This window comes from Cupriavidus sp. USMAHM13 (genome assembly GCF_001854285.1).
Classification (GTDB): Bacteria; Pseudomonadota; Gammaproteobacteria; order Burkholderiales; family Burkholderiaceae; genus Cupriavidus; species Cupriavidus malaysiensis.
In genome coordinates, this window is record NZ_CP017751.1 from 175,240 (window position 1) to 195,062 (window position 19,823).

Below are 19,823 nucleotides of genomic sequence, written 5' to 3' on the forward strand. Positions count from 1 at the left end.
TCAGTCTCCTTGCGGCCGTGCCGCGGCGAACCAGGCGGCGATGGCCGCGATCTGCGCTTCGCTGTAGCCCTTGGCGATCTGCGGCATCACGGTGCCGTCGCGCCGGCCCGCCTTGAAGTCCGCCATCAGCGACGCGATCCGCGCGGCCGGACGCCCGGCCAGCGGCGGGATCGGGCTGCCCGCGGGCTGCTGTCCGCCGAAGCCGTGGCAACTGGCGCAGGCCGCGGCCCAGGCGCGCGCCTGCAGCGGCCGGTCGTCATCGGCGGCCGCGCGGCCGGGCATGGCAAGCGCTGCGATAGCCGCGCACACTGCCAGCAACGCCGGCATGGCCGGCAGGTGGGTCTTGCGCATGGTGTCGCTCCGGGGGCGGATGGGTGATGCGGTCGCGCGTGCCGCCGCGCGTGGCGTGGCAATCCTGGCACATCGCCCCGCGTGCGTGGCGGGGTGTCCGTGCCGCCGCCGGCATGCGCGCCGGCGGTGGCAGGAAACGTCAGGGCAGGTTGCGGCCCGGCGGCAGCGGCACCGGCGAGGTGACCGGGCTGGTGACGGGGCTGGTCACGGCGCCGCCGGGGGCGGCGCTGGCCGGCGAGCCCGTTGCCGCCGGGGCGGCGCCCGCTGCGGGGGCGTTGTCGAGGCCGTTGCGCACGCCGTCGTCGGGCTGCTGGCCCGGCGTCGTCTGGTTCTGCGCGTTGGCGGCCTTGTCGAGTCGGTCGCGTTCGGCCTCGCTGATGTAGTCGAAGGTCTTGACCACCTTGCTGACACCGCCCGCATTGCGCGCCACGTCGGTGGCGCGGTCGCCTTCGGCATTGGTGACGATGCCGAGCAGGTAGACCACGCCCTTTTCCGTCACCACCTTGATGGAGTTGGACGGCACCCCCTCGGCGGTCATCAGCTGGGTCTTGACCTTGCTGGTGATGAAGGCGTCCTCGCTGCGCGTCATGAAGGACGGGGAGGAGACCACCTCGATCTCGTTGATCACTTCGCGCGCATTGGGCAGGCTGCGCACGTACTGGTCGACCTGCTGCTTGACGTCGTTGTTCTGGGCCTCGCCGGTCAACAGCACCTTGCGGTTGAAGACCGTCACGTTGACGCGGGCGCGGTCGCCGAAGCGCGAGTTGATCGTGCTTTCGGACTCGATCTGCAGGCCGCGGTCGACGGTCTGCACGGCGGTGGGCCGCCGGTCGGTGGCGACCAGCACGCCGCCGGCCATGGCGCCGGCCAGCACGGGGAAGCAGCCGGTCAGCTGGGTGGCCGCCGCGGCGAGCGCCGCCACGGTGACCAGGGTGCGGGCCAGGCGCGGCAGGCCCGCGGGCACGGCGTGGCGCGCTGCCTGCCGGCTGGCCAGGGAGTCTTGCTGGGGATGCGGGTTCGTCGTCATGCGGTCCTTGCTGTGGCTGTGATGCGGATCGGGGGGCGGGTGCGGCACGCTCAGCCTTCGCCGAGCAGGGCCTCGTCGATGCCTTCGCAGAGGCAGTGCAGGGTGAGCAGGTGCACTTCCTGGATGCGCGCGGTGCGTTCGCTCGGCACGCACAGGTGCACGTCGAATTCGTCGAGCAATGCGGCGATCTCGCCTCCGCCCTTGCCGGTCAGCGCGATCACCGACATGTCGCGCTGGCGCGCAGCCTGGATGGCGCGGATCACGTTGAGCGAATTGCCGGAGGTGGAGATCGCCAGCAGGATGTCGCCCGGCTGGCCGAGCGCCTCGACCTGCTTGGCGAACACCACGCTGAAATCGTAGTCGTTGCCGATCGCGGTGAGGATGGAGCTGTCGGTGGTCAGGGCCAGCGCGGCCAGGCCGGGCCGTTCGCGCTCGAAGCGGCCGACCAGCTCGGCGGCGAAATGCTGGGCGTCGGCAGCCGAGCCGCCGTTGCCGCAGGCGAGGATCTTGTTGCCGCTGGTCAGCGCGCCGACCACGCGCTCGATCGCGGCCTCGATGTGCGGCGCCATCTCGGCCGCGGCGCGGCGCTTGGTCTCCGCGCTGTCCAGGAACTGCTGGTGAATGCTGTCAATGCTCATGGGGTCCGGCCGGCCTGCTTCGCCTGCTCTGCTTGCTGTCCTGTGCTGTCCTGCGCTGTCCTATCCTATGGTCCGCGCTGCCTGCGCCACCCGGGGCCACCTGCGTGGCCCGCGGCAAGGCGCATTATGACGCAGCGGCCGGCCGCCGGCGGCCTCAGTCGCCGCTCTCCAGGGCTTCCTGCCCGAAGGCACCCTGCAGCCACTCCAGCCTCGCGCCATCGATGGCCACCACGTCGAAGCGGCAGCCCGGCACGGCGGGCCATGCCGCCAGGAAATGGCTGGCGGCGAGCAGCACGCGGCGCTGCTTGGCTGGCGTCACGCTGGCCGCCGCGCCGCCGAAGGCGCGGCTGCTGCGCTGGCGCACCTCCACGAATACCAGCCCGCCATCCGCCTCCTGCATCACCAGGTCGATCTCGCCGCCATTGCAGCGATAATTGCGGGCGGCGAGCACGAGACCGTGCCGCTGCAGGTGCGCCAGCGCCCGGGCCTCGGCCTGGGCGCCGCGCGTCCTTGCGATGGTATTGGATGAGCGATGCAAAGGAAGTTCCCAAGATGAGTGACTGGATCTCGCTGGCGGCCGGCCAGTCCTACCCTGCCGGCACGCTGTACGTGGTGGCGACGCCGATCGGCAACGTGGCGGACCTGTCGCTGCGGGCGCTGCACGTGCTGGGCCTGGTCGATGCCATTGCCTGCGAAGACACCCGCAACACCGGGCAGCTGCTCGCCCGCCTGGGCCTGCAACGCCCGCTGGTGGCGGTGCACGAGCACAACGAGCGCGAGGCGGCCGGGCGCATCGTCGCGCGGCTCGCGGCGGGCGAGCGCATCGCCTACGTGTCCGATGCCGGCACGCCGGGCATTTCCGACCCCGGCGCGCGCCTGGTCGAGGCGGCGCGCGCGGGTGGCCACGCCGTGGTGCCGCTGCCGGGGCCAAGCGCCGCGGTGGCGGCGCTGTCGGTGGCCGGCGGCCTGCTGGATACCGGTGCGGGCCGCTTCACCTTCGTCGGCTTCCTGCCGTCCAAGGCGCGCGCGCGGGCCGAGGCCATCGCCGGGCTGGCCGGGCTCGACCATGCCTGGGTCCTCTACGAGGCGCCCCACCGCATCGCCGAGACGCTGGCGGCGCTGGCCGAGGGCCTGCCCGGCACGCGCCGCCTGCTGATCGGGCGCGAGCTGACCAAGCTGTTCGAGGAAACGCCGGTGCTGAGCGTGGCCGAGGCGCCGGGCTGGCTGGCGGCCGATGCGGCGCGCGCCAAGGGCGAGTTCGTGCTGGTGGTCGAAGGGGCGGCCGCGGTGGCGGCGGACGGCGCGCCGGATGCGCAGGCGCAGCGGGTGCTCGATCTGCTGCTGGCCGAGCTGCCGGCCAAGCGCGCGGCCAAGCTGGCGGCCGCCATCACCGGTGCGCAGACCGATGCGCTGTACCGGCTGGCGCTGGCGCGGCGTGGCGATGACGGCGCGGCATAGCGGGTGACATAGGGCGCGGCCGCGGTACCGGTGCCGGCGGCGTCGCGGCGCACGCGCGTACGGCAACGGCAACGGCGTGGGGATGTGCCCGGCCGGGGCCGGAAGGGATGCAGCGCTGGAAGTTATCCACAGGCCGGCAAGCTCCCGCCTGCTGCGCTCAGCGGGCCTTGTGCCTGGGCGCGGCCTTGCGCGTCTTGCTGGTCTTGCGTGCGGCGCGCGAGTGCTTGGTCCTGGTGGTGGTGTCGGCATCGGCATCGTCGGCATCGCCGCCGGCCTCGTCCGCCACGCTGTTGTCCACGCCGGCCTGCGGGCCCAGCGCCGCCACTTCGGTGCGCGACAGGCGGCGGATCTCCACCTGGGTGGCGCCGTGGTCGACGAAGCCGAGGCGCTTGGCCGCCGCGTAGGAGACGTCGAGGATGCGGTTGCCATGATAGGGGCCGCGGTCGTTGATGCGCAGCACGGCCACTTTGTCATTGCGCAGGTTGCGCACCAGCACCCAGCTGTCGAGCGGTAGCGAGGGGTGGGCGGCGGTCATGGCGCGCATGTCGAAACGCTCGCCGGTGGCGGTGCGGCGGCCGTGCAGGCCGCGCCCGTACCAGGAGGCAGAGCCGCGCTCCTCGAAAGTGCCGAGGTCCGCGCGCAGGCCGTCGAGCGAGCCCTGGCGGCCGAGGCCGGCGTCCCCGCCATTGCCGCCGTTGGCAGCGCTGTCGTCGTTGCCCCAGGAGAACAGGTTCCAGCCGCTGCCGCGCTCGTCGCTGGCGCCGGCCTGGGCATGCGCGGAGAGGCCGGACCTGGCCGTCGCGGGACGGTTGGCAGCCGGCGTGCGCTTCGCCGCCAGCGGCTGCGGCGAATCGGCATCGCCCGGGCCGGCGGTAGGCGGCAGCGCGCAGGCGCTCAGCGCGAGCGCGCAGACGCCGTGCGCGCCGAAGCGGGCAAGGCGTCGCAGGTCGGAGGGGAAGCGGAGCAGCGTGCGCATCGGGCGGAGTCTAGCATCATGCGAATGCCGCTACTGCACCGATTTTGTTACGAAATGTCCGGATCGCCAGGGCAATTCCGCGCAATCCACCAGCTGGCGCGGGATTGCGGGGAATCACCCCCCTTTGTCTTGACATGCATCATACGGCACCCAGACGGCCCGCATCCGGCGCGAAACGGGGCCGGAGGCTACAATGCGGCCACAGTTTCCGCGCGTCCGGCGCGGCGCCGACACCCCAGACGTCCACCATGAAAGTCCTGCTGATCCCGGTTACGCCCTTCCAGCAAAACTGCTCACTGCTGATCGACGAGAGCAGCGGCCGTGCCGCGGTCTGCGACCCGGGCGGCGATCTCGACCGCATCCTGGCCGCGGTCAAGGAACAGGGTGTGACGCTCGAGAAAATCTTTCTGACGCATGGCCACGTCGACCACTGCGCCGGCGCGGCCGCGCTGTCGCGCGAACTGGGGATTCCCATCGAGGGGCCGCAGCGCGACGAGCGTTTCTGGATCGAGCAATTGCCGGAGCAGACGCGGCGTTTCGGCTTCGGCCATGCCGAGGTGTTCGAGCCGGAGCGCTGGCTGGAGAACGGCGACACGGTCCAGTTCGGCAATGAGACGCTCGAGGTCTATCACTGCCCGGGACATACCCCGGGCCACGTGGTGTTCTTCTCGCGGCCGCACCGGCTGGCGATCGTCGGTGACGTGCTGTTCGCCGGCTCGATCGGCCGCACCGACTTCCCGCGCGGCAACCACGCCGACCTGATCCGCGCGATCCGCACGCGCCTGTGGCCGCTGGGCGACGACGTGACCTTCGTGCCCGGGCACGGCCCGGTCTCGACCTTCGGCGAGGAGCGCAAGCACAACCCCTACGTCGCCGACCACCTGATCGACGCCGCCTGAGCCCGGCGGCCAGGCGCATACCCCATGGCCAAGCACCAGGCTCCCGATACGCGGCCCGAGATCTACGTCAGCACCGACATCGAGGCCGACGGCCCGATCCCCGGGCCGCACTCCATGCTCTCCTTCGCCTCGGCGGCCATGCTGGCCGACAAGACCGTGGTGGGGACTTTCTCGGCCAACCTGCACACGCTGCCGGGCGCCAGCGGCCATCCGGTGCAGATGCGCTGGTGGGAGACGCAGCCGGAAGCCTGGGCGGCCTGCCGGCGCGACCTGCAGGCGCCCGAGGAAGCGCTGCCGCGCTACGTCGAATGGGTCGAGAGCCTGCCCGGCAAGCCGGTCTTCGTGGCCTTCCCGGCCGGCTTCGACTTCACCTGGATGTTCTGGTACATGATGCGCTTCGCCGGCCGCTCGCCGTTCGGCTGGGCCGCGCTCGACATCAAGACGCTCGGCTTCGCGCTGACGGGGCTGCCCTACCGCCGTACCGTCAAGCCGGCCTTGCCCGCCGAGTGGAAGGATCCGTTGCCGCATACCCACGTGGCGCTTGATGATGCGCTGGAACAGGGCGCTCTCTTCTGCAATATGCTGGCCGCGCTGCGCACACGGCAGGCCGCCGCGGCGGCCGATGGCGCGGGCGCTGCCGGTGCCACTCCGCTGGCGGCCGATAGCGGCCCGGCGTGAGCCGCCGCCGGGTGGGCCAGCGCCCGCTCGGCCCTTGTGCGCCCTGGGCGAGCGCGCGGATGGCCGCCTATAGTGATAGGGAGAGGCGACGGGCCGGGCGCGGCAGGGTGCCACTGCCGGCCGTTGCGTGCCGCGGCTACGCCTGCGGGCGACCCGGGCGGAGGAGGTGTCCATCATGCGTTTCCACCCCGATCTGCACTGGCGGCAGCTTGCCGAACGGCTGCACCGGGGGCGTCCGAGCCACCCCGCGCCGCACCTGATGCACTCACTGGACGACGATGCGGAAGCCGCCAAGGCCACGCTCTATGTCGCCACCATCGCCCTGCTGGTATTGCTGTTCGTGTTCGCTGGCATCGCTTTCGGTCAGGAGGCCATGCACTGGCTGGGTGTCGGCTAGACGACCCGCCTGAAGCAGACTGTCTGTCTGACCGGGCCGGCCCCCATGAGAATGGGGGCCGGCCTCTTTCTGGGGCAGTGGAAGGGGCAGTGGAAGTGGACCGCAGGGGGCGGTGGGCGGCGCATGGCGTGCGCCGCCGGGGTTCAGTCCAGCAGTGCCGCGACGTTCTCGGGCGGGCGGCCGATCGCGGCACGGCCCTTGCGTACCACCAGCGGGCGCTGCAACAGGATCGGGTGGTCGGCGACCGCGGCCAGCACCTCGGCATCGGTCAGCCCCGCATCGGCGAGGTCGAGTTCCTGGTAGATGGCCTCGTTGTCGCGCACCATCTGCCGGACCGGCACTCCCAGCATGGCGTGGAGTTGCTTGAGCGTGGCCAGGCTGGGCGGGGTCTTCAGGTATTCGACCACTTCCACCGGCTCGCCGAGGCGGGTGGCCGCGGCCTCGACCAGGGCTAGGGTCTCACGCGACTTGGAGCAGCGCGGGTTGTGGTAGATGGTGATCATGGCCAGGTTCTCCGGATGCGAATACCGGCACTATAACCAAGAGCGGCGTCCCGGGCACCAGGGTGGTGCACCTCGGGGCGGCCGCTTCCAGGCGGCAGCTCAGGGGCCGCGCTCAGCCGCGCTCAGGCATCGCGGCGGGAGGCCGGCGCCAGTGCGGACAGTGCCTCCACGGTGGCGCGCAGCCCGGCCTGCAGCGGCTTGTCGCGGCGCAGCACCACGGCCAGCGTGCGTCCCAGCGGGGGGGCCAGCCCGCGCACGGCGATGGCCGCGCCGCGCCGGCCGGGCGGCAGCGCCATCGAGGGCAGTACCGAATAGCCCAGGCCGGCACCCACCAGCTCCTTGATCGCCTCCACGCTGTCCAGCTCCATGACCGGATGGGCCGCCACGCCACCGCGTGCCAGCCAGGCGTCCACCAGGCTGCGCGTATTGCCGCTCGGCGAGAACAGCACCAGCGGGCGGCCGGCCAGGTCGGCGGGCGAGACCTCGGGCGGCAGCGGCTCGCCGTCGGCCGGGCCGATCGCGACAAAGGGATCGTCGACCACCGGGATGACTTCCAGCATGCGCCCGGAAGCCGGCAGCGTGACCAGGGCCAGGTCCAGGCTGTTGTCCTCGACCGCGCGCACCGCCTCGGCCGCATGGCAGGTGCGCACCACGATCTCCAGTCCCGGCAGGCGCCGCCGCAGTTCGCGCAGGACTGCCGGCAGCAGGTAGATGCAGGCCGTGGCGCCGGACCCCAGCCGCACCTGGCCGATCACCTCGGTGCCGTGGCGGGCCATGCCGGCTTCGGTGGCGGCCAGGGCCGCGGCCACGCTCCGTGCGTGGCGCAGCAGTTCTTCGCCCGCGGCGGTGGGACGTGCGCGCCGGCCGACCCGCTCCAGCAGCCGCAGGCCGTAGCGCTGCTCGAGCTGGCGCACCTGCTGGCTCACCGCGGGCTGGCTCAGGCCGAGACGGTCGGCCGCGGCCGAAAAGCTGCCGAGTTCGCAGACCAGCGCGAAGCTGCGCAGGTGATCGGGATGCAGCAGAGGACGCATACCAAAGTTCTGCTAATGCAGTGGATAAGCCGCCAAAGCTTCCCTTATAGCATGGCGCTGCGCTAAGGTTGGACCATGGCCCCGCCTTCCTGCCCGCCAGGTGCGCCAGGGCCGTGCCGGCCACGCGCCGGCTCCATCCTGCCGTCGTCACCACCCGATCATGAACGCCCCGCTGCCCGTCCACGCGCCGGCCTCCGCCGCGCCCAGCACCGCTCCTAGCATCCGCACCGCCGAAGCCGGCGATGTCCCGGCCATCCTGGCCATCTACGCCCACCACGTGCAATTCGGGCGCGCCTCCTTCGAGGAACAGGTGCCGACCCTGGCGGAGATGGAGCGCCGTTTCGCCGACGTGGGCCGCCAGGGCCTGCCCTACCTGGTGGCGCAGCGCGACGGCGTGGTGCTGGGCTACGCCTACGCTTCCGCCTATCGCACACGCAGCGGCTATCGCTTCACCATCGAGGACTCCATCTATATCGACCACCGCCATGCCGGCGCGGGGCTCGGACGGGCGCTGCTGCAGGAACTGCTGGTGCGCTGCGAGCGCGGCCCCTGGCGCCAGATGGTGGCGGTGGTGGCCAGTACCGCCAGCGGCGAAGGCGCCGGCTCGATCGCGCTGCACGAGAAGATGGGCTTCCGCGTGATCGGCCGGCTGGAGGCCGTGGGCTTCAAGCATGGGCAGTGGATCGACACCCTGCTCATGCAGCGCCCGCTCGGTGCCGGCAACGTCGGCTTGCCGGGCGCGGGCTGAAGGCGGCCCCGACTCAATCCCGGCCGGCGGCACCTGCCGCCAGCCGCGCGGCGACTGCTGCGCTCCAGTCGTCGAGCCTGGCGCGGGCGGCCTCGATGGCGGCCGGCTCGCGCCGCAGGTTCTCCAGCCGCAGCACCTCCACCTGCGTCAAGCCCATGCAGCCGAACACGGCGCGCAGGTAGGGCGAGAGGAAATCGACCTGGCTTCCCGGCCCGGCCTCGGCCTCGAAGGCCCCGCCGGCGGCGGCCACCACCAGGACCGGCCGGTCGGCCAGCAGGCCGACCTTGCCTGCCGGCGTGCTGAGGAAGGTGCGGCCAGGCCGCACCACGTGGTCGATCCAGGCCTTCAGCGCCGACGGCACCGTGAAGTTATGCACAGGCGTGCTCAACAGCACTAGGTCGGCCGCTTCGAGCTGCCCGATCCATTGCTCGGAGGCGGCCAGCGCGGCCTCCGCCGCAGGGCTGCGCGCCTGCGCCGGCGTCAGGCTGGCCTCGACCATGCGCGCGTCGGGATGCGGCGGCGGCATGGCGCCGAGGTCGCAGTCGAGCACGCGCAGCGGCCCCAGCGCCTGCTGCAGGCGCGCCAGCACGTGATGCCCGGCGGCGCGGCTGTGCGAGGCTCCGCCGCGGCTGCTGGCCGCGACGTGCAGCAAGGTGCGGGACGCTTCCCGCGAAGCAGCCCGCGCGCTCATGCCAGCGCCGTGTAAAAGCGCAGCGCCGAGGCCAGCAGGCCGTTGCGGTAGTAGAAGCGGTGGCCCAGCACATTGGTGAGCGGCGTATCCAGCACGAGCTTGGCGCAGCCGAGCGCAGCGGCCTCCTGCTTGAGGCGGGCCATCATGCGCTCGCCGTACCCGCCGCTGCGCAGCGCCCCGTCGGTGACCAGGTCGTCCACATAGAAATGCACGCCATGCACCAGGTTGTCCTGCAGCCGGAAGCCCGCCAGCGCCACCGGCCGGCCATCCTGCCACAGGGCCAACAGCCGGTAGCCGGCCGCGCGCTGGCGCTGCCAGCGCGACACCAGCTCGTCGGCCGATTCGAGGTGCGGGCGCAGTTGCTGCATCAGGGCGAAGCAGGCACGCACGCCGGCCTCGTCGTCGACATAGCGGATTCCGTCCGCTTCCGGCAGGTCGCGTACCGGTTGCGCGGCGGCGTTCATGCGGCGCTCCCGCGCACCGCCGGCGGCGGCGCGAAGCGGAAGCCCGCGGCGATGCGGTTCCAGGCGTTGATATTGGCCACCGCCGCGCTCAGGTGGGCGAGCTCGGCCGGCGCGAAGGCGGCGCTGGCCTGGGCGTAGACAGCGTCGTCCACCTCGTGCACGGCCACGCGCGTGAGTGCCTCGGCCCAGGCCAGCGCCGCCTGCTCGCGTTCGCTGTAGAGGCCGGCGTCGCGCCAGGCGGCGAGCAGGTCGAGCTTGCGCGGATCGAGGTCCAGCCCGAGCTGGCGCACGATATTGAGGTGGTACTGCAGGCAGAAGGCGCAGCCGTTGATCTGCGACACGCGCAGCTTGACCAGCTCGGTCAGGGCCTTGTCCAGGCCGGAGTCGTCGACCGCCTTGCCGAGGGCAGCGAGTGCGGCATGGACGGCGGGGGCGGCCTGGGCGAACTCCTGGTAGGCAAGGCGGACAGAATGTTGCGGCATGGACGTTCTCCTGTTGGCGAGCAAGGGAAGGGGCATCCGGCAGTCACACCGGAATGCGTTGCACCGGAATAATATCAGAGCACGAATACTATATTCGTACACTGATACCTTAGGCAAGTCACGGGGTGTTCGATGCGGGCCGGGAAAGCCATGGCGGCGGGAATCACACCCAGATCATTCTTGGTATGGATGCTGAGGGATAGTGGCTTCCTTGTGTATTCGATGCGACGAATAGTCAGGATAGTGCCGTGCGTATTGCGGCACGAATCGCCAGCGCAAAGCAGGACGCCCGCTGGCGCGGGCGTCTCGATGGCCGCCGCTGCTGCGGCGGCCTTGGCAAGGCGGGGGCCGACGCCCCCGCGGGCTCAGCCCAGCAGGTCCGACAGCGCCAGCGCGACCACCTTGGTGGCGCGGTTCAGGTCGTTGAGGCGCAGGTTCTCGTCCGAGTTGTGGCCGCGCGCTTCCATCAGCGTGCGCGGGCCGGCGCCGTACAGCACGGTGGGGATGCCGCGTGCGGTGTAGTGGCGGGCATCGGTGTAGAGCGGCACGCCCTGCACCGGGATCTCCACGCCGAACACGGCTTCCGCGCGGCTCTTGAGCGCGCCGATCAGCTTTTCCACGCCGGGCAGCTCGGACAGCGGTTCGGCCAAGATGATGCGCTCCACCTTGACCTCGATGCCCGGGCGGTCCTTGGCGGCCTGCTCGACCACCGCGCGGATCTCGCCTTCCGCGTCGAAGCCGAGCTCTTCGGGAATCATGCGGCGGTCGATGCGGAAGGTCACCAGGTCCGGCACCACGTTGGTGTTGATGCCGCCCTTGATCAGGCCCACGTTGAGCGTGGCGGTGTCGATGCCCGGCACCTTGGACTTGCGCTTGGCCAGTTCGGCGCGCAGGCCGTAGATGGCCTGCAGGATATGGGTGGCGGCCTCGATGGCGTCGACGCCGGTGTGCGGCATGGCGGCGTGGCCCTGCTTGCCCTTGACCGTCACTTCGACGTGCAGGCAGCCGTTGTGGGCCGAGGTGATGCCGTAGGAAAAGCCGGCCGAGATGGCGTAGTCGGGCTTGGTCAGGCCTTCGTCGAGCAGGAACTTGGGACCGATGTCGCCGCCGGTCTCCTCGTCATAGGTGAACTGCAGCTCGACCGTGCCGTTGAGCGGGACGCCCTGTTTCTCGGCCTCCATCAGCGCCAGCACCGCATAGGTGTAGGTGGCGAAATCGGACTTGGACACCGCCACGCCACGGCCGTACATCACCGGGCCGTGCTCGCTGTCGGCGATCTCGCCGCCGTAGGGGTCCTTGGTCCAGCCCAGGCCCGGCGGCACCACGTCGCCGTGGGCATTCATCGCGATGGTGGGGCCGCCCTGGCCGAAGGTCTTGCGCACGACCAGGTTGGTGGCGCTGATCATGCCGGCCGCCTTGACCTTGTCGTCCGGCACCTTGTGCGCCTCGACCCGGAAGCCCAGGCCTTCGAGCAGTGCCTTGGCACGCTTGCCGTGGGCGTCGCAGTCGCCCGGCGGGTTGTCCGAGGGCACCTTGACCAGTTCGGCCAGGAAGGCCTCCTGCTGCGGGCGGTGCTGGTCGATGAACTGGCTCAGGGTGGCGTCTTTGGCACTCATATTGTCTCGGGCGGTCATGATTTGGCTCGTTCTGTTCTGGGGATGGTAGGACACTTCGCGGCAAGGCGGCCGGGTGCGTTTGGTGCGGCTCAGTGCGGCCGCGCGAAATGCTCGACGAAGTCCGAGAAGACGCGGGCGGCCAGTTCGGCATCGTCGGCGCTCATGGTCTCGGTGGGATGGTGGCTGATGCCGCCGTTGCCGCAGCGCACGAACAGCATGGCGACATCGGCGATGGCGGCGATGGCCATGGCATCGTGGCCGGCACCCGACGGCAGGTGGCGCACCGGCAGGCCCTGGCGGGCGATGGCGTCGGCCCACTGCTGCTGCAGCCACGGGGCGCAGGGCACGCTGGCGGCCTCGTGGGTCTTGCGCACCTGCGCGCGCACCTGGCGCCGCGCGCAGACGCGCTCGATCTCGGCCAGCACATCGGCCACGGCGGCCTGGCGCACGGCATCGTCGCCGGCGCGGATGTCGATGGAGAACTGGGCGCGTCCCGGCACCACGTTGGTGGCGCCGTTGGGCACGTTGAACTGGCCGACCGTGCCGACCAGGCCCGGCGTGCCGCCGCAGCGGCGCTCGATGTAGAGGCCGATCTCGGCGGCCGCCATGGCGGCGTCGCGGCGCATGTCCATCGGCACCGTGCCGGCGTGGCCGGCCAGCCCTTCCAGGTCCACCAGGAAGCGGCTGGCGCCGGAGATGGCGGTGACCACGCCCAGCGGCAGCCCTTCGTTGAGCAGCACCGGGCCCTGTTCGATATGCACCTCGATGAAGCCCAGCACCTGGGCGCGCGGGTGCGCGGCGGCCGGCAGCCGGTCGGGCTCGAAGCCGGCGGCGCGCATCACGTCGCGCATGCTGCGGCCTTCGTCGTCCAGGTTGTCGAGCACCTTGCTGTCGAAGGTGCCGGCGATGGCGCGGCTGCCCAGCAGCGTGGCCTTGAAGCGCACGCCCTCTTCCTCGGCGAAGCCGACCACTTCGACAGCGAAGGGAAAGCGCTTGCCCTGGCGGTGCCAGGCGCCCACGCAGGCGATCGGCAGCAGCACGCCGAGGTTGCCGTCATAGCGGCCGGCGTCGCGCACGGTGTCGAAGTGCGAGCCGGTCAGCAGCGCGGGGGCGCCGGGCTCCAGTCCTTCGTAGCGGCCGATCACGTTGCCCGCGGCATCGCGGCGCACCTGCATGCCGGCTTCCTCCATCCAGCGTGCGAGCTGGGCCGCGGCGCCGTGGTGGGCTTCGGTCAGGTAGGTGCGGGTGAGCATGCCGGGCTGCTCGGTATGCGCGGCCAGGGTGTCGGCCCAGGCCATGATGCGCGTGCCGGTCTCGCCGGCCGGCGAAGGGGATGCTGCCATGCGTGTCTCCTGCTGGAAGTGCGTGAAAGCGACGGCGTGCCGGACGCAAGCACCGTGCCGGGCCCGGCCTTGCCGCCCGGCAATGCACCGCGCGGCGCGCCGGATGGTGGCACCGCGGCGGTCGCGCGCGGGCCCTGGCTCTCTATTCTGTGCGATCCATGGTAGCACAGTGAATTCAAAAATTGCATACAAAAATGATATGCACTATATTGGCCTCCACGCGTCGACAATCCGCCGCGGACAATCCGGTCCGGCGAGCGTATTGCGCGGGTTCCGCCCGTACCCGGGCGGCGCTCGGCGGGGTGGGCCTTCCGGCACCGGGGCCTGGCCCGGCGCCACCCGACCGGCCCCGACGGCCGGCATCACCGACAGAAAAGACGGCAAGCCAGGTGGCGCACCCGCCTCCGTGGACTGGCCGGATGGAGACAACCATGCAGCACGCGAACCTTTCGCGCCCTGGTACCGGCCTGCCCGGCAAAGGACCGGGCGTCCCTTTCCACATCCGCTTCACCCGTTCCCTGTTCGGCCAGGTGCTGATCGCGCTGGCGCTTGGCGCCGTGCTCGGCCTGCTCGCACCCGAGTTCGCCGCCAAGCTCAAGCCGCTCGGAGACGCCTTCATCAAGCTGATCAAGATGCTGATCGGCCCCATCGTGTTCTGCGTGGTGGTGGCCGGCATCTGCGGCGCCGGCGAGCTGAAGAAGGTGGGCCGGGTCGGCATCAAGGCCGTGGTCTACTTCGAGGTGGTCACCACCATCGCGCTGGCGCTGGGCGTGGCGCTGGCCTACCTGTTCGAGCCGGGCACCGGCATGAACGTCAACCCGCACTCGCTCGATGCGTCGGCCATGGCCGCCTACGTGGAGAACGCCGAGAAGATCAAGAGCGCGGGCATGGTCGACTTCCTGCTCAAGCTGATTCCCAACACGGTGATGGGCGCTTTCGCCAGCGGTGACGTGCTGCAGGTGCTGCTGGTCTCGGTGCTGTTCGGCTGCGCGCTGTCGCTGGTGGGCGAGCGCGGCCGCCCGCTGGTGGCGCTGATCGACACCTTCTCGCACACGCTGTTCAAGATGATGGGCTTCATCATCAAGCTGGCGCCGCTCGGCGTGCTCGGCGCGGTGGCCTTCACCGTGGGCAAGTACGGCATCGGCTCGCTCAAGCAGCTTGGCTTCCTGGTGATGCTGTTCTATGGCGCGGTGGCTCTCTTCGTGCTGGTGGTGCTGGGTACCGTGATGCGCCTGTGCGGCTTCTCCGTGCTCAAGCTGATCCGCTACCTGCGCGCCGAGCTGCTGGTGGTGCTGGGCACCGCCTCCTCCGACAGCGTGCTGCCGCAGGTGATGAAGAAGCTGGAGTTCATGGGCATCAAGAAGTCGGTGGTGGGCCTGGTGATACCGACCGGCTATTCCTTCAACCTGGATGCCTTCTCGATTTACCTGACGCTGGCGGCGGTCTTCATCGCGCAGGCCACCAACACCCCGCTGGCCTTCGGCGACCTGCTCGGCATCCTTGCCGTGGCGCTGGTCACCTCCAAGGGCGCGCACGGCGTGCCCGGCTCGGCCATCGTGATCCTCGCCGCCACGCTGTCGGCCCATCCCGCCATTCCCGCCATCGGACTGGTGCTGGTGCTGTCGGTCGACTGGTTCATCGGCATCGCGCGCGCGCTCGGCAACCTGGTCGGCAACTGCGTGGCCACCGTGGTGGTGGCCGCCTGGGAGAAGGATATCGACCGCGAGCGCGCCCATGCCGTGCTCGACGGCCGCGTGCCCGCCGGCGAACTCGACGAAGGCCTGTCGCCGCCGGTGCCCGCCGGGCCCGCGCCGGTGCTGCCCGATACCGTGGGCGGGCGCTAGCGCTAGAATCTCGGCATTCCCCCAACGCGCGCAGCCCCTGCGCCAGCGCATCGCCATGCCCGAGCACATCGATCCCGACATGACCGCCGAAGCGATCGCCGAAGACATCGTCGCGGCGATCGTCTCGCACCGCCTGCCGCCCGGCACCAAGCTGCGCGAGGAGGCCCTGGCCAGCGTCTACCGCGTCAGCCGCACCAAGGTGCGCGCGGCGCTGCTGATGCTGTCCAAGGACAAGGTGATCCAGATCGTGCCGGACAAGGGGGCCTTCGTCGCCAAGCCGAGCGCCGAGGAGGCGCGCGAGGTCTTCGCCGTGCGCCGCATCCTGGAGGCGGCGCTGGCGCGCGAGTTCGTGGCGCGCGCGGGCGCCGCCGACTACAAGCGCATCGACCGCCATCTCGCCGCCGAGAAGAAGGCGCTGGCGGGCAACGATGCCCAGCTGCGCACGCGCTTGCTGGGTGACTTCCACATCCTGCTGGCCGACGTGGTCGGCAACGGCGTGCTGACCGAGATGTTGCGCGAGCTGTCGACGCGCAGCGCGGTCATCACCATGCTCTACCAGTCGCGCCGCGACGCCGCCTGCTCGTCGGAAGAGCACCGCGAGTTCATCGAAGCCGCCCGCGCCGGCGATACCGAGCGCGCCGTGGCGCTGATGGTCGAGCACCTCGGCCACGTGGAAGGCGCGCTGCATTTCGAGGAGCTGCCGGCGGCCAAGGGCAAGGACCTGGTCGCCGCGCTGCTGGCCTGAGCGCGCAGCGCCGGTCGGCGCTGCCACTCCGTTATACGTAGCGCTTGACCTGCGTCAAGGCGGCCCCGGCCGCCATCGGCGATGATGGCATCGCCATGTAGCTGCGGGGGCGCGCTTCATGGCAGTCATGCCCCTCTGGGGCGGCCCGCACACCGCAATGGGTGCGGGCCTTTTTCTTTTCTGCGGCCATGCGCGGCCTTTGTCCTCCCGCCCCGCGCCCCAGCCTGGCTGGCGCCCGGTCGCCCACCGCTTGCGCCCGATCATTTCCCCGCCCGCAACAGCGCATGGTGCACTGCAGCCATGATGGAAGCCGGGCTTCGGGTTACGATGTGGCGGGCCCGCCCCCGCGGCGCCGTCGACAAGACAACGACAAGCAGAAAAAACGGAGACAAGCATGCCGATTCCCCGCGCGCGGCGCCGCCCGGCCGCGCCTGCGCCTGCCCCTGCCTCGTCGGATCCGACGAATCGCCGCCCGCGGTTTGCATGTCCAATGCCATCCATCCAGGACAGGCAGAGGAGGGGAATCGTATGACCAGTGCTTTCAAGGACCAGATGCTCGCCGGCAAGACGGCGTTCGTCGCCGGCGGCTCGTCCGGCATCAATCTCGGCATCGCCCAGGCGCTGGCGCGCGCGGGCGCCCGGGTCGGGCTGATCAGCCGCGACGCGGGTCGCATCGAGGCGGCTGCCGGCACCATCCGCGCGGCCGGCGGCAGCGCGCTGGGGCTGGCGGCCGACGTGCGCGACTTCGATGCGGTCGAGGCCGCGCTGGCGCGCACCCGCGCCGAGCTGGGCGCGATCGACATCGTCGTCTCCGGCGCCGCCGGCAACTTCCTGGCGCCGGCACTGGGCATGTCGGCCAACGGCTTCAAGACCGTGGTCGACATCGACCTGATCGGCACCTTCAATGTGTTCCGCGCCAGCTTCGCCCACCTGAACAAGCCGGGCGCCTCGCTGATCGCCATCACCGCGCCCCAGGCACACAACGCCATGATGTTCCAGGTCCACGCCTGCGCGGCCAAGGCCGGCATCAACATGATGGTCAAGTGCCTGGCGATGGAGTGGGGCCCGGCCGGCGTGCGCGTCAACGGCATCTCGCCCGGGCCGATCGCCGACACCGAGGGCATGGCCCGCCTGGCGCCCACGGCCGAGATGGAACAGCGCTACAAGGCACGCCTGGCGCTGCGCGACTACGGCGACAAGAGCGATATCGCCGACACCGCGCTGTTCCTGTGCAGCGACAACTCACGCTATATCACCGGCACCATCATCGACTGCGACGGCGGCAGCAAGCTGGGCGACGCCTCCGCCGACGCGCTCCAGCCGCCGCCGCGCGCCTGAACCGATCCGACAGACCATCCGCTACCAGAGGAGACCCCGACCCATGACCTCCCCCGTGCTCTACCACGTCGCCGACGGCGTGGCCACCATCACGCTGAACCGCCCCGACGTGCTCAACGCCCTCAACGCCGACCTGATGCGCGCGCTGCGCGAGGCCGTCGAGCAGGCCGCCGCCGATGAGGCAGTGCGTGCCGTGCTGCTGACCGGCAACGGCCGCGGCTTCTGCGCCGGGGCCGACCTCGCCGACCGCGCCGCCGGCAGCGGCGGCGCGCTGGCCGACTCGGGCACGCTGCTGCGCGAGCGCTACCACCCGATCATCCTGGCGCTGCGCGGCATGGCCAAGCCGGTGGTGAGCGCCGTCAACGGTGTCGCCGCGGGCGCGGGCATGAGCCTGGCGCTGGCTGCCGACGTGGTGCTGGCCGCGCGCGGCGCCAGCTTCCTGCAGGCCTTCTCCAAGATCGGCCTGGTGCCGGATGCCGGCAGCACCTACTTCCTGCCGCGCTATGCCGGCGAGATGCGCGCGCGCGCCCTGGCCATCCTGGCCGACAAGATCAGCGCCGACGAGGCCCACCGCATCGGCCTGGTGTGGCAGGTGCACGACGACGCCGCCCTGCACGAGGAAGCCGGCAAGCTGGCGCGCAGGCTTGCCCAGTCGCCCACTTTCGCCTACGGCCTGATCAAGCAGGCACTCAACGAAAGCCTGGACAACGACCTGCCGGCCCAGCTCGAGCTGGAAGCCACGCTGCAATCGCGCGCCAGCCGCAGCGAGGATTTCCGCGAGGGCGTGGCGGCCTTCCTGGAGAAGCGTCCGCCGGCTTTCAAGGGCCGTTGATCCAGGGCCGCTGAGCCACGCACCGCGCCGGCCGCCCCGGGGCACGGCGCCATGACACGATAAGGAGACACGCATCATGCTGGGCCTCATGCAAGACCACCCGCTGTTGATTTCTTCGCTGATCGAGTACGCCGCCGCCTACCACCCGGAGCAGGAGATCGTGTCGCGCACGGTCGAGGGCGACACGGTGCGCACCAACTACGCACAGGTCGAACGCCGCGCGCGGCGCGTGGCCAACGCGCTCGCCGGCCTCGGCGTGCGCGAGGGCGACCGCGTCGGCACGCTGGCCTGGAACACGCACCGCCACCTGGAGCTGTACTTCGGCGTATCAGGCTCGGGCGCGGTGCTGCACACGGTCAACCCGCGCCTGTTCCCGGAGCAGATCGACTACATCGTCAACCACGCCGAGGACCGCGTGCTGTTCTTCGACACCACCTTCGCCGAGCTGGTGGCGAAGCTGGCGCCGAAGCTGACCACGGTGCGGCACTTCGTCGCGCTGTGCGACCGTGCCCACATGCCCGCGCTCGACCTGCCCAACCTGCTGTGCTACGAGGACCTGCTCGCCGCCAGCAGCGAGGACTACCAGTGGCCGCAGTTCGACGAGCGTACCGCCTCCTCGCTGTGCTACACCTCGGGCACCACCGGCAATCCGAAGGGCGTGCTCTATTCGCACCGCTCCACGGTGCTGCACAGCCTGAAGGCGTGTGCCGCCGACACCTTCTCGGTGGGGGCCGACAGCAGCGTGCTGCTGGTGGTGCCGCTGTTCCACGCCAACGCCTGGGGCATGCCCTACGCGTGCGCGATGACCGGTGCCAAGATGGTGCTGCCCGCACAGCACCTCGACGGCGAGAACGTCTACAAGCTGCTGCGCGACGAGCGCGTGACCTTCTCCACCGCGGTGCCCACGGTGTGGCTGATGCTGTTCCAGTACCTGGATGCCCATCCCGACATCGACCCGCGCGCGCTCGGCCTGAAGATCGCCGGCGTGGGCGGCTCGGCCGCGCCGGCGGCGATGGTCGAGCGCTTCGAGCGGCAGTTCGGCGCGCGCGTGGTGCAGGGCTGGGGCATGACGGAGACCAGCCCGATCGGCGTCATCAACACACTGCTGCCGCGGCTGGAGAGCCTGCCGGCGGCCGAGCAGCTCAAGATCAAGACCAAGCAGGGCCGCGCGGTATGGGGCGTGGAGCTGCGCATCGAGGACGACGAAGGCCGCGCGCTGCCGCATGACGGCGTGGCCTTCGGCCGCCTCAAGGTGCGCGGGCCGTGGATTGCCTCCGGCTACTTCAAGGCCGGGCAGGATGCGCTCGACGCGGACGGCTGGTTCGACACCGGCGACGTCGCCAACATCGACCCAGACGGCTACCTGCAGCTGGTGGACCGTGCCAAGGACGTGATCAAGTCGGGCGGCGAGTGGATTTCGTCGATCGACCTGGAGAACGCCGCCATGGGGCACCCGGCGGTGGCCGAAGCGGCGGTGATCGGCGTCACCCATCCCAAGTGGCAGGAGCGGCCGCTGCTGGTGGTGGTCAAGCGACCGGGCCAGCAGGTGAGTGCAGCAGAGCTGCTGGAATTCGTCGCCGGCAGGGTGGCCAAGTGGTGGGTGCCGGACGACGTGGCCTTCGTCGACGCCCTGCCGCATACCGCCACCGGCAAGCTGCTCAAGCTGAAGCTGCGCGAGCAGTTCCGCGACTACGTGCTGCCGACCGCGCGGGTGGCGTGAGATGACATGAGGCGGCATCCCCGTCTTCAGAAACGATAGGCG

Annotated in this window: 22 protein-coding genes; 10 read left to right on the top strand and 12 right to left on the bottom strand. The window is 70.8% G+C overall.

Annotated elements, in window-relative coordinates:
- From BKK81_RS00905 to BKK81_RS00920, 4 genes are all read right to left on the bottom strand, one after another.
- Positions 1-351, bottom strand: coding sequence for a c-type cytochrome (locus BKK81_RS00905; protein WP_071010255.1), 351 nt, complete (start codon positions 349-351; stop codon positions 1-3).
- 139 nt (positions 352-490) lie between these two features.
- Positions 491-1,378, bottom strand: coding sequence for a BON domain-containing protein (locus BKK81_RS00910; RefSeq protein ID WP_071010257.1), 888 nt, complete (start codon positions 1,376-1,378; stop codon positions 491-493).
- A 50-nt stretch (positions 1,379-1,428) separates the two neighbouring features.
- Complete coding sequence (locus BKK81_RS00915) at positions 1,429-2,016, bottom strand: phosphoheptose isomerase (protein WP_071010259.1); 588 nt, start codon at positions 2,014-2,016, stop codon at positions 1,429-1,431.
- Positions 2,017-2,170: 154 nt separating this feature from the next.
- Entirely contained in the window at positions 2,171-2,554 is a 384-nt protein-coding gene (locus BKK81_RS00920; RefSeq protein ID WP_071010261.1) for a YraN family protein, read from the bottom strand.
- 14 nt (positions 2,555-2,568) lie between these two features.
- Here BKK81_RS00920 and rsmI point away from each other — a divergent pair, with 14 nt between their 5' ends.
- Positions 2,569-3,474: a 16S rRNA (cytidine(1402)-2'-O)-methyltransferase gene (rsmI, locus tag BKK81_RS00925; protein ID WP_071010263.1), complete on the top strand. Its 906-nt coding sequence runs from the start codon at positions 2,569-2,571 to the stop codon at positions 3,472-3,474.
- A gap of 157 nt (positions 3,475-3,631) precedes the next feature.
- Here the strand turns inward: rsmI and BKK81_RS00930 are convergent, their stop codons facing one another.
- Positions 3,632-4,450, bottom strand: a complete 819-nt coding sequence (locus BKK81_RS00930) for a septal ring lytic transglycosylase RlpA family protein (protein WP_071010265.1) — start codon at positions 4,448-4,450, stop codon at positions 3,632-3,634.
- Positions 4,451-4,698: 248 nt separating this feature from the next.
- On the opposite strand from BKK81_RS00930, the gene BKK81_RS00935 reads away from it, so the two are divergent.
- From BKK81_RS00935 to BKK81_RS00945, 3 genes are all read left to right on the top strand, one after another.
- Positions 4,699-5,349 (top strand): MBL fold metallo-hydrolase, encoded by a 651-nt coding sequence (locus tag BKK81_RS00935; RefSeq protein ID WP_071010266.1) that lies wholly within the window; start codon positions 4,699-4,701, stop codon positions 5,347-5,349.
- 24 nt (positions 5,350-5,373) lie between these two features.
- The gene (locus tag BKK81_RS00940; RefSeq protein WP_071010268.1) at positions 5,374-6,027 is read left to right on the top strand and encodes an exonuclease; all 654 of its coding nucleotides are present in this window, start codon (positions 5,374-5,376) and stop codon (positions 6,025-6,027) included.
- A 175-nt stretch (positions 6,028-6,202) separates the two neighbouring features.
- Complete coding sequence (locus BKK81_RS00945; RefSeq protein ID WP_071010270.1) at positions 6,203-6,424, top strand: hypothetical protein; 222 nt, start codon at positions 6,203-6,205, stop codon at positions 6,422-6,424.
- Between the two features lie 143 nt (positions 6,425-6,567).
- Here BKK81_RS00945 and arsC read toward each other — a convergent pair whose 3' ends face one another.
- Both arsC and BKK81_RS00955 read right to left on the bottom strand, forming a co-directional pair.
- Positions 6,568-6,927 (bottom strand): arsenate reductase (glutaredoxin), encoded by a 360-nt coding sequence (gene arsC / locus BKK81_RS00950; RefSeq protein ID WP_071010276.1) that lies wholly within the window; start codon positions 6,925-6,927, stop codon positions 6,568-6,570.
- Between the two features lie 122 nt (positions 6,928-7,049).
- Entirely contained in the window at positions 7,050-7,958 is a 909-nt protein-coding gene (locus tag BKK81_RS00955) for a LysR family transcriptional regulator (RefSeq protein WP_071010278.1), read from the bottom strand.
- Between the two features lie 160 nt (positions 7,959-8,118).
- On the opposite strand from BKK81_RS00955, the gene BKK81_RS00960 reads away from it, so the two are divergent.
- On the top strand, positions 8,119-8,706 hold the full coding sequence (locus tag BKK81_RS00960; RefSeq protein WP_071010279.1) for a GNAT family N-acetyltransferase: 588 nt from the start codon (positions 8,119-8,121) through the stop codon (positions 8,704-8,706).
- Between the two features lie 13 nt (positions 8,707-8,719).
- On the opposite strand, the gene BKK81_RS00965 is transcribed toward BKK81_RS00960, so the two are convergent.
- From BKK81_RS00965 to BKK81_RS00985, 5 genes are all read right to left on the bottom strand, one after another.
- Positions 8,720-9,397 carry an FMN-dependent NADH-azoreductase gene (locus tag BKK81_RS00965; protein ID WP_071010281.1) on the bottom strand — a complete coding sequence of 226 codons (678 nt, stop codon included), beginning with the start codon at positions 9,395-9,397 and terminating at the stop codon, positions 8,720-8,722.
- On the bottom strand, positions 9,394-9,861 hold the full coding sequence (locus BKK81_RS00970) for a GNAT family N-acetyltransferase (protein ID WP_071010283.1): 468 nt from the start codon (positions 9,859-9,861) through the stop codon (positions 9,394-9,396). Before BKK81_RS00970 ends, BKK81_RS00965 begins: the two co-directional genes overlap by 4 nt.
- Positions 9,858-10,343 (bottom strand): carboxymuconolactone decarboxylase family protein, encoded by a 486-nt coding sequence (locus tag BKK81_RS00975; RefSeq protein WP_071010285.1) that lies wholly within the window; start codon positions 10,341-10,343, stop codon positions 9,858-9,860. The genes BKK81_RS00970 and BKK81_RS00975 overlap by 4 nt, the downstream gene beginning before the upstream one ends.
- Positions 10,344-10,708: 365 nt before the next feature.
- Entirely contained in the window at positions 10,709-11,977 is a 1,269-nt protein-coding gene (locus tag BKK81_RS00980) for a M20/M25/M40 family metallo-hydrolase (protein ID WP_071010288.1), read from the bottom strand.
- A 71-nt stretch (positions 11,978-12,048) separates the two neighbouring features.
- The gene (locus BKK81_RS00985) at positions 12,049-13,302 is read right to left on the bottom strand and encodes an allantoate amidohydrolase (protein WP_071010290.1); all 1,254 of its coding nucleotides are present in this window, start codon (positions 13,300-13,302) and stop codon (positions 12,049-12,051) included.
- A 431-nt stretch (positions 13,303-13,733) separates the two neighbouring features.
- Between BKK81_RS00985 and BKK81_RS00990 the strand changes: the two genes are divergently transcribed.
- From BKK81_RS00990 to BKK81_RS01010, 5 genes are all read left to right on the top strand, one after another.
- Positions 13,734-15,146 carry a C4-dicarboxylate transporter DctA gene (locus BKK81_RS00990; RefSeq protein ID WP_231907954.1) on the top strand — a complete coding sequence of 471 codons (1,413 nt, stop codon included), beginning with the start codon at positions 13,734-13,736 and terminating at the stop codon, positions 15,144-15,146.
- A 55-nt stretch (positions 15,147-15,201) separates the two neighbouring features.
- Positions 15,202-15,891, top strand: a complete 690-nt coding sequence (locus BKK81_RS00995) for a GntR family transcriptional regulator (RefSeq protein WP_071010292.1) — start codon at positions 15,202-15,204, stop codon at positions 15,889-15,891.
- 528 nt (positions 15,892-16,419) lie between these two features.
- Positions 16,420-17,229 carry an SDR family oxidoreductase gene (locus BKK81_RS01000; protein WP_071010294.1) on the top strand — a complete coding sequence of 270 codons (810 nt, stop codon included), beginning with the start codon at positions 16,420-16,422 and terminating at the stop codon, positions 17,227-17,229.
- A gap of 43 nt (positions 17,230-17,272) precedes the next feature.
- The gene (locus BKK81_RS01005; RefSeq protein WP_071010296.1) at positions 17,273-18,061 is read left to right on the top strand and encodes an enoyl-CoA hydratase-related protein; all 789 of its coding nucleotides are present in this window, start codon (positions 17,273-17,275) and stop codon (positions 18,059-18,061) included.
- A gap of 76 nt (positions 18,062-18,137) precedes the next feature.
- A complete protein-coding gene (locus tag BKK81_RS01010; RefSeq protein WP_071010298.1) occupies positions 18,138-19,781 on the top strand; it encodes a 3-(methylthio)propionyl-CoA ligase in 1,644 nt (547 codons plus the stop codon).
- Positions 19,782-19,823 lie beyond the last annotated feature (42 nt).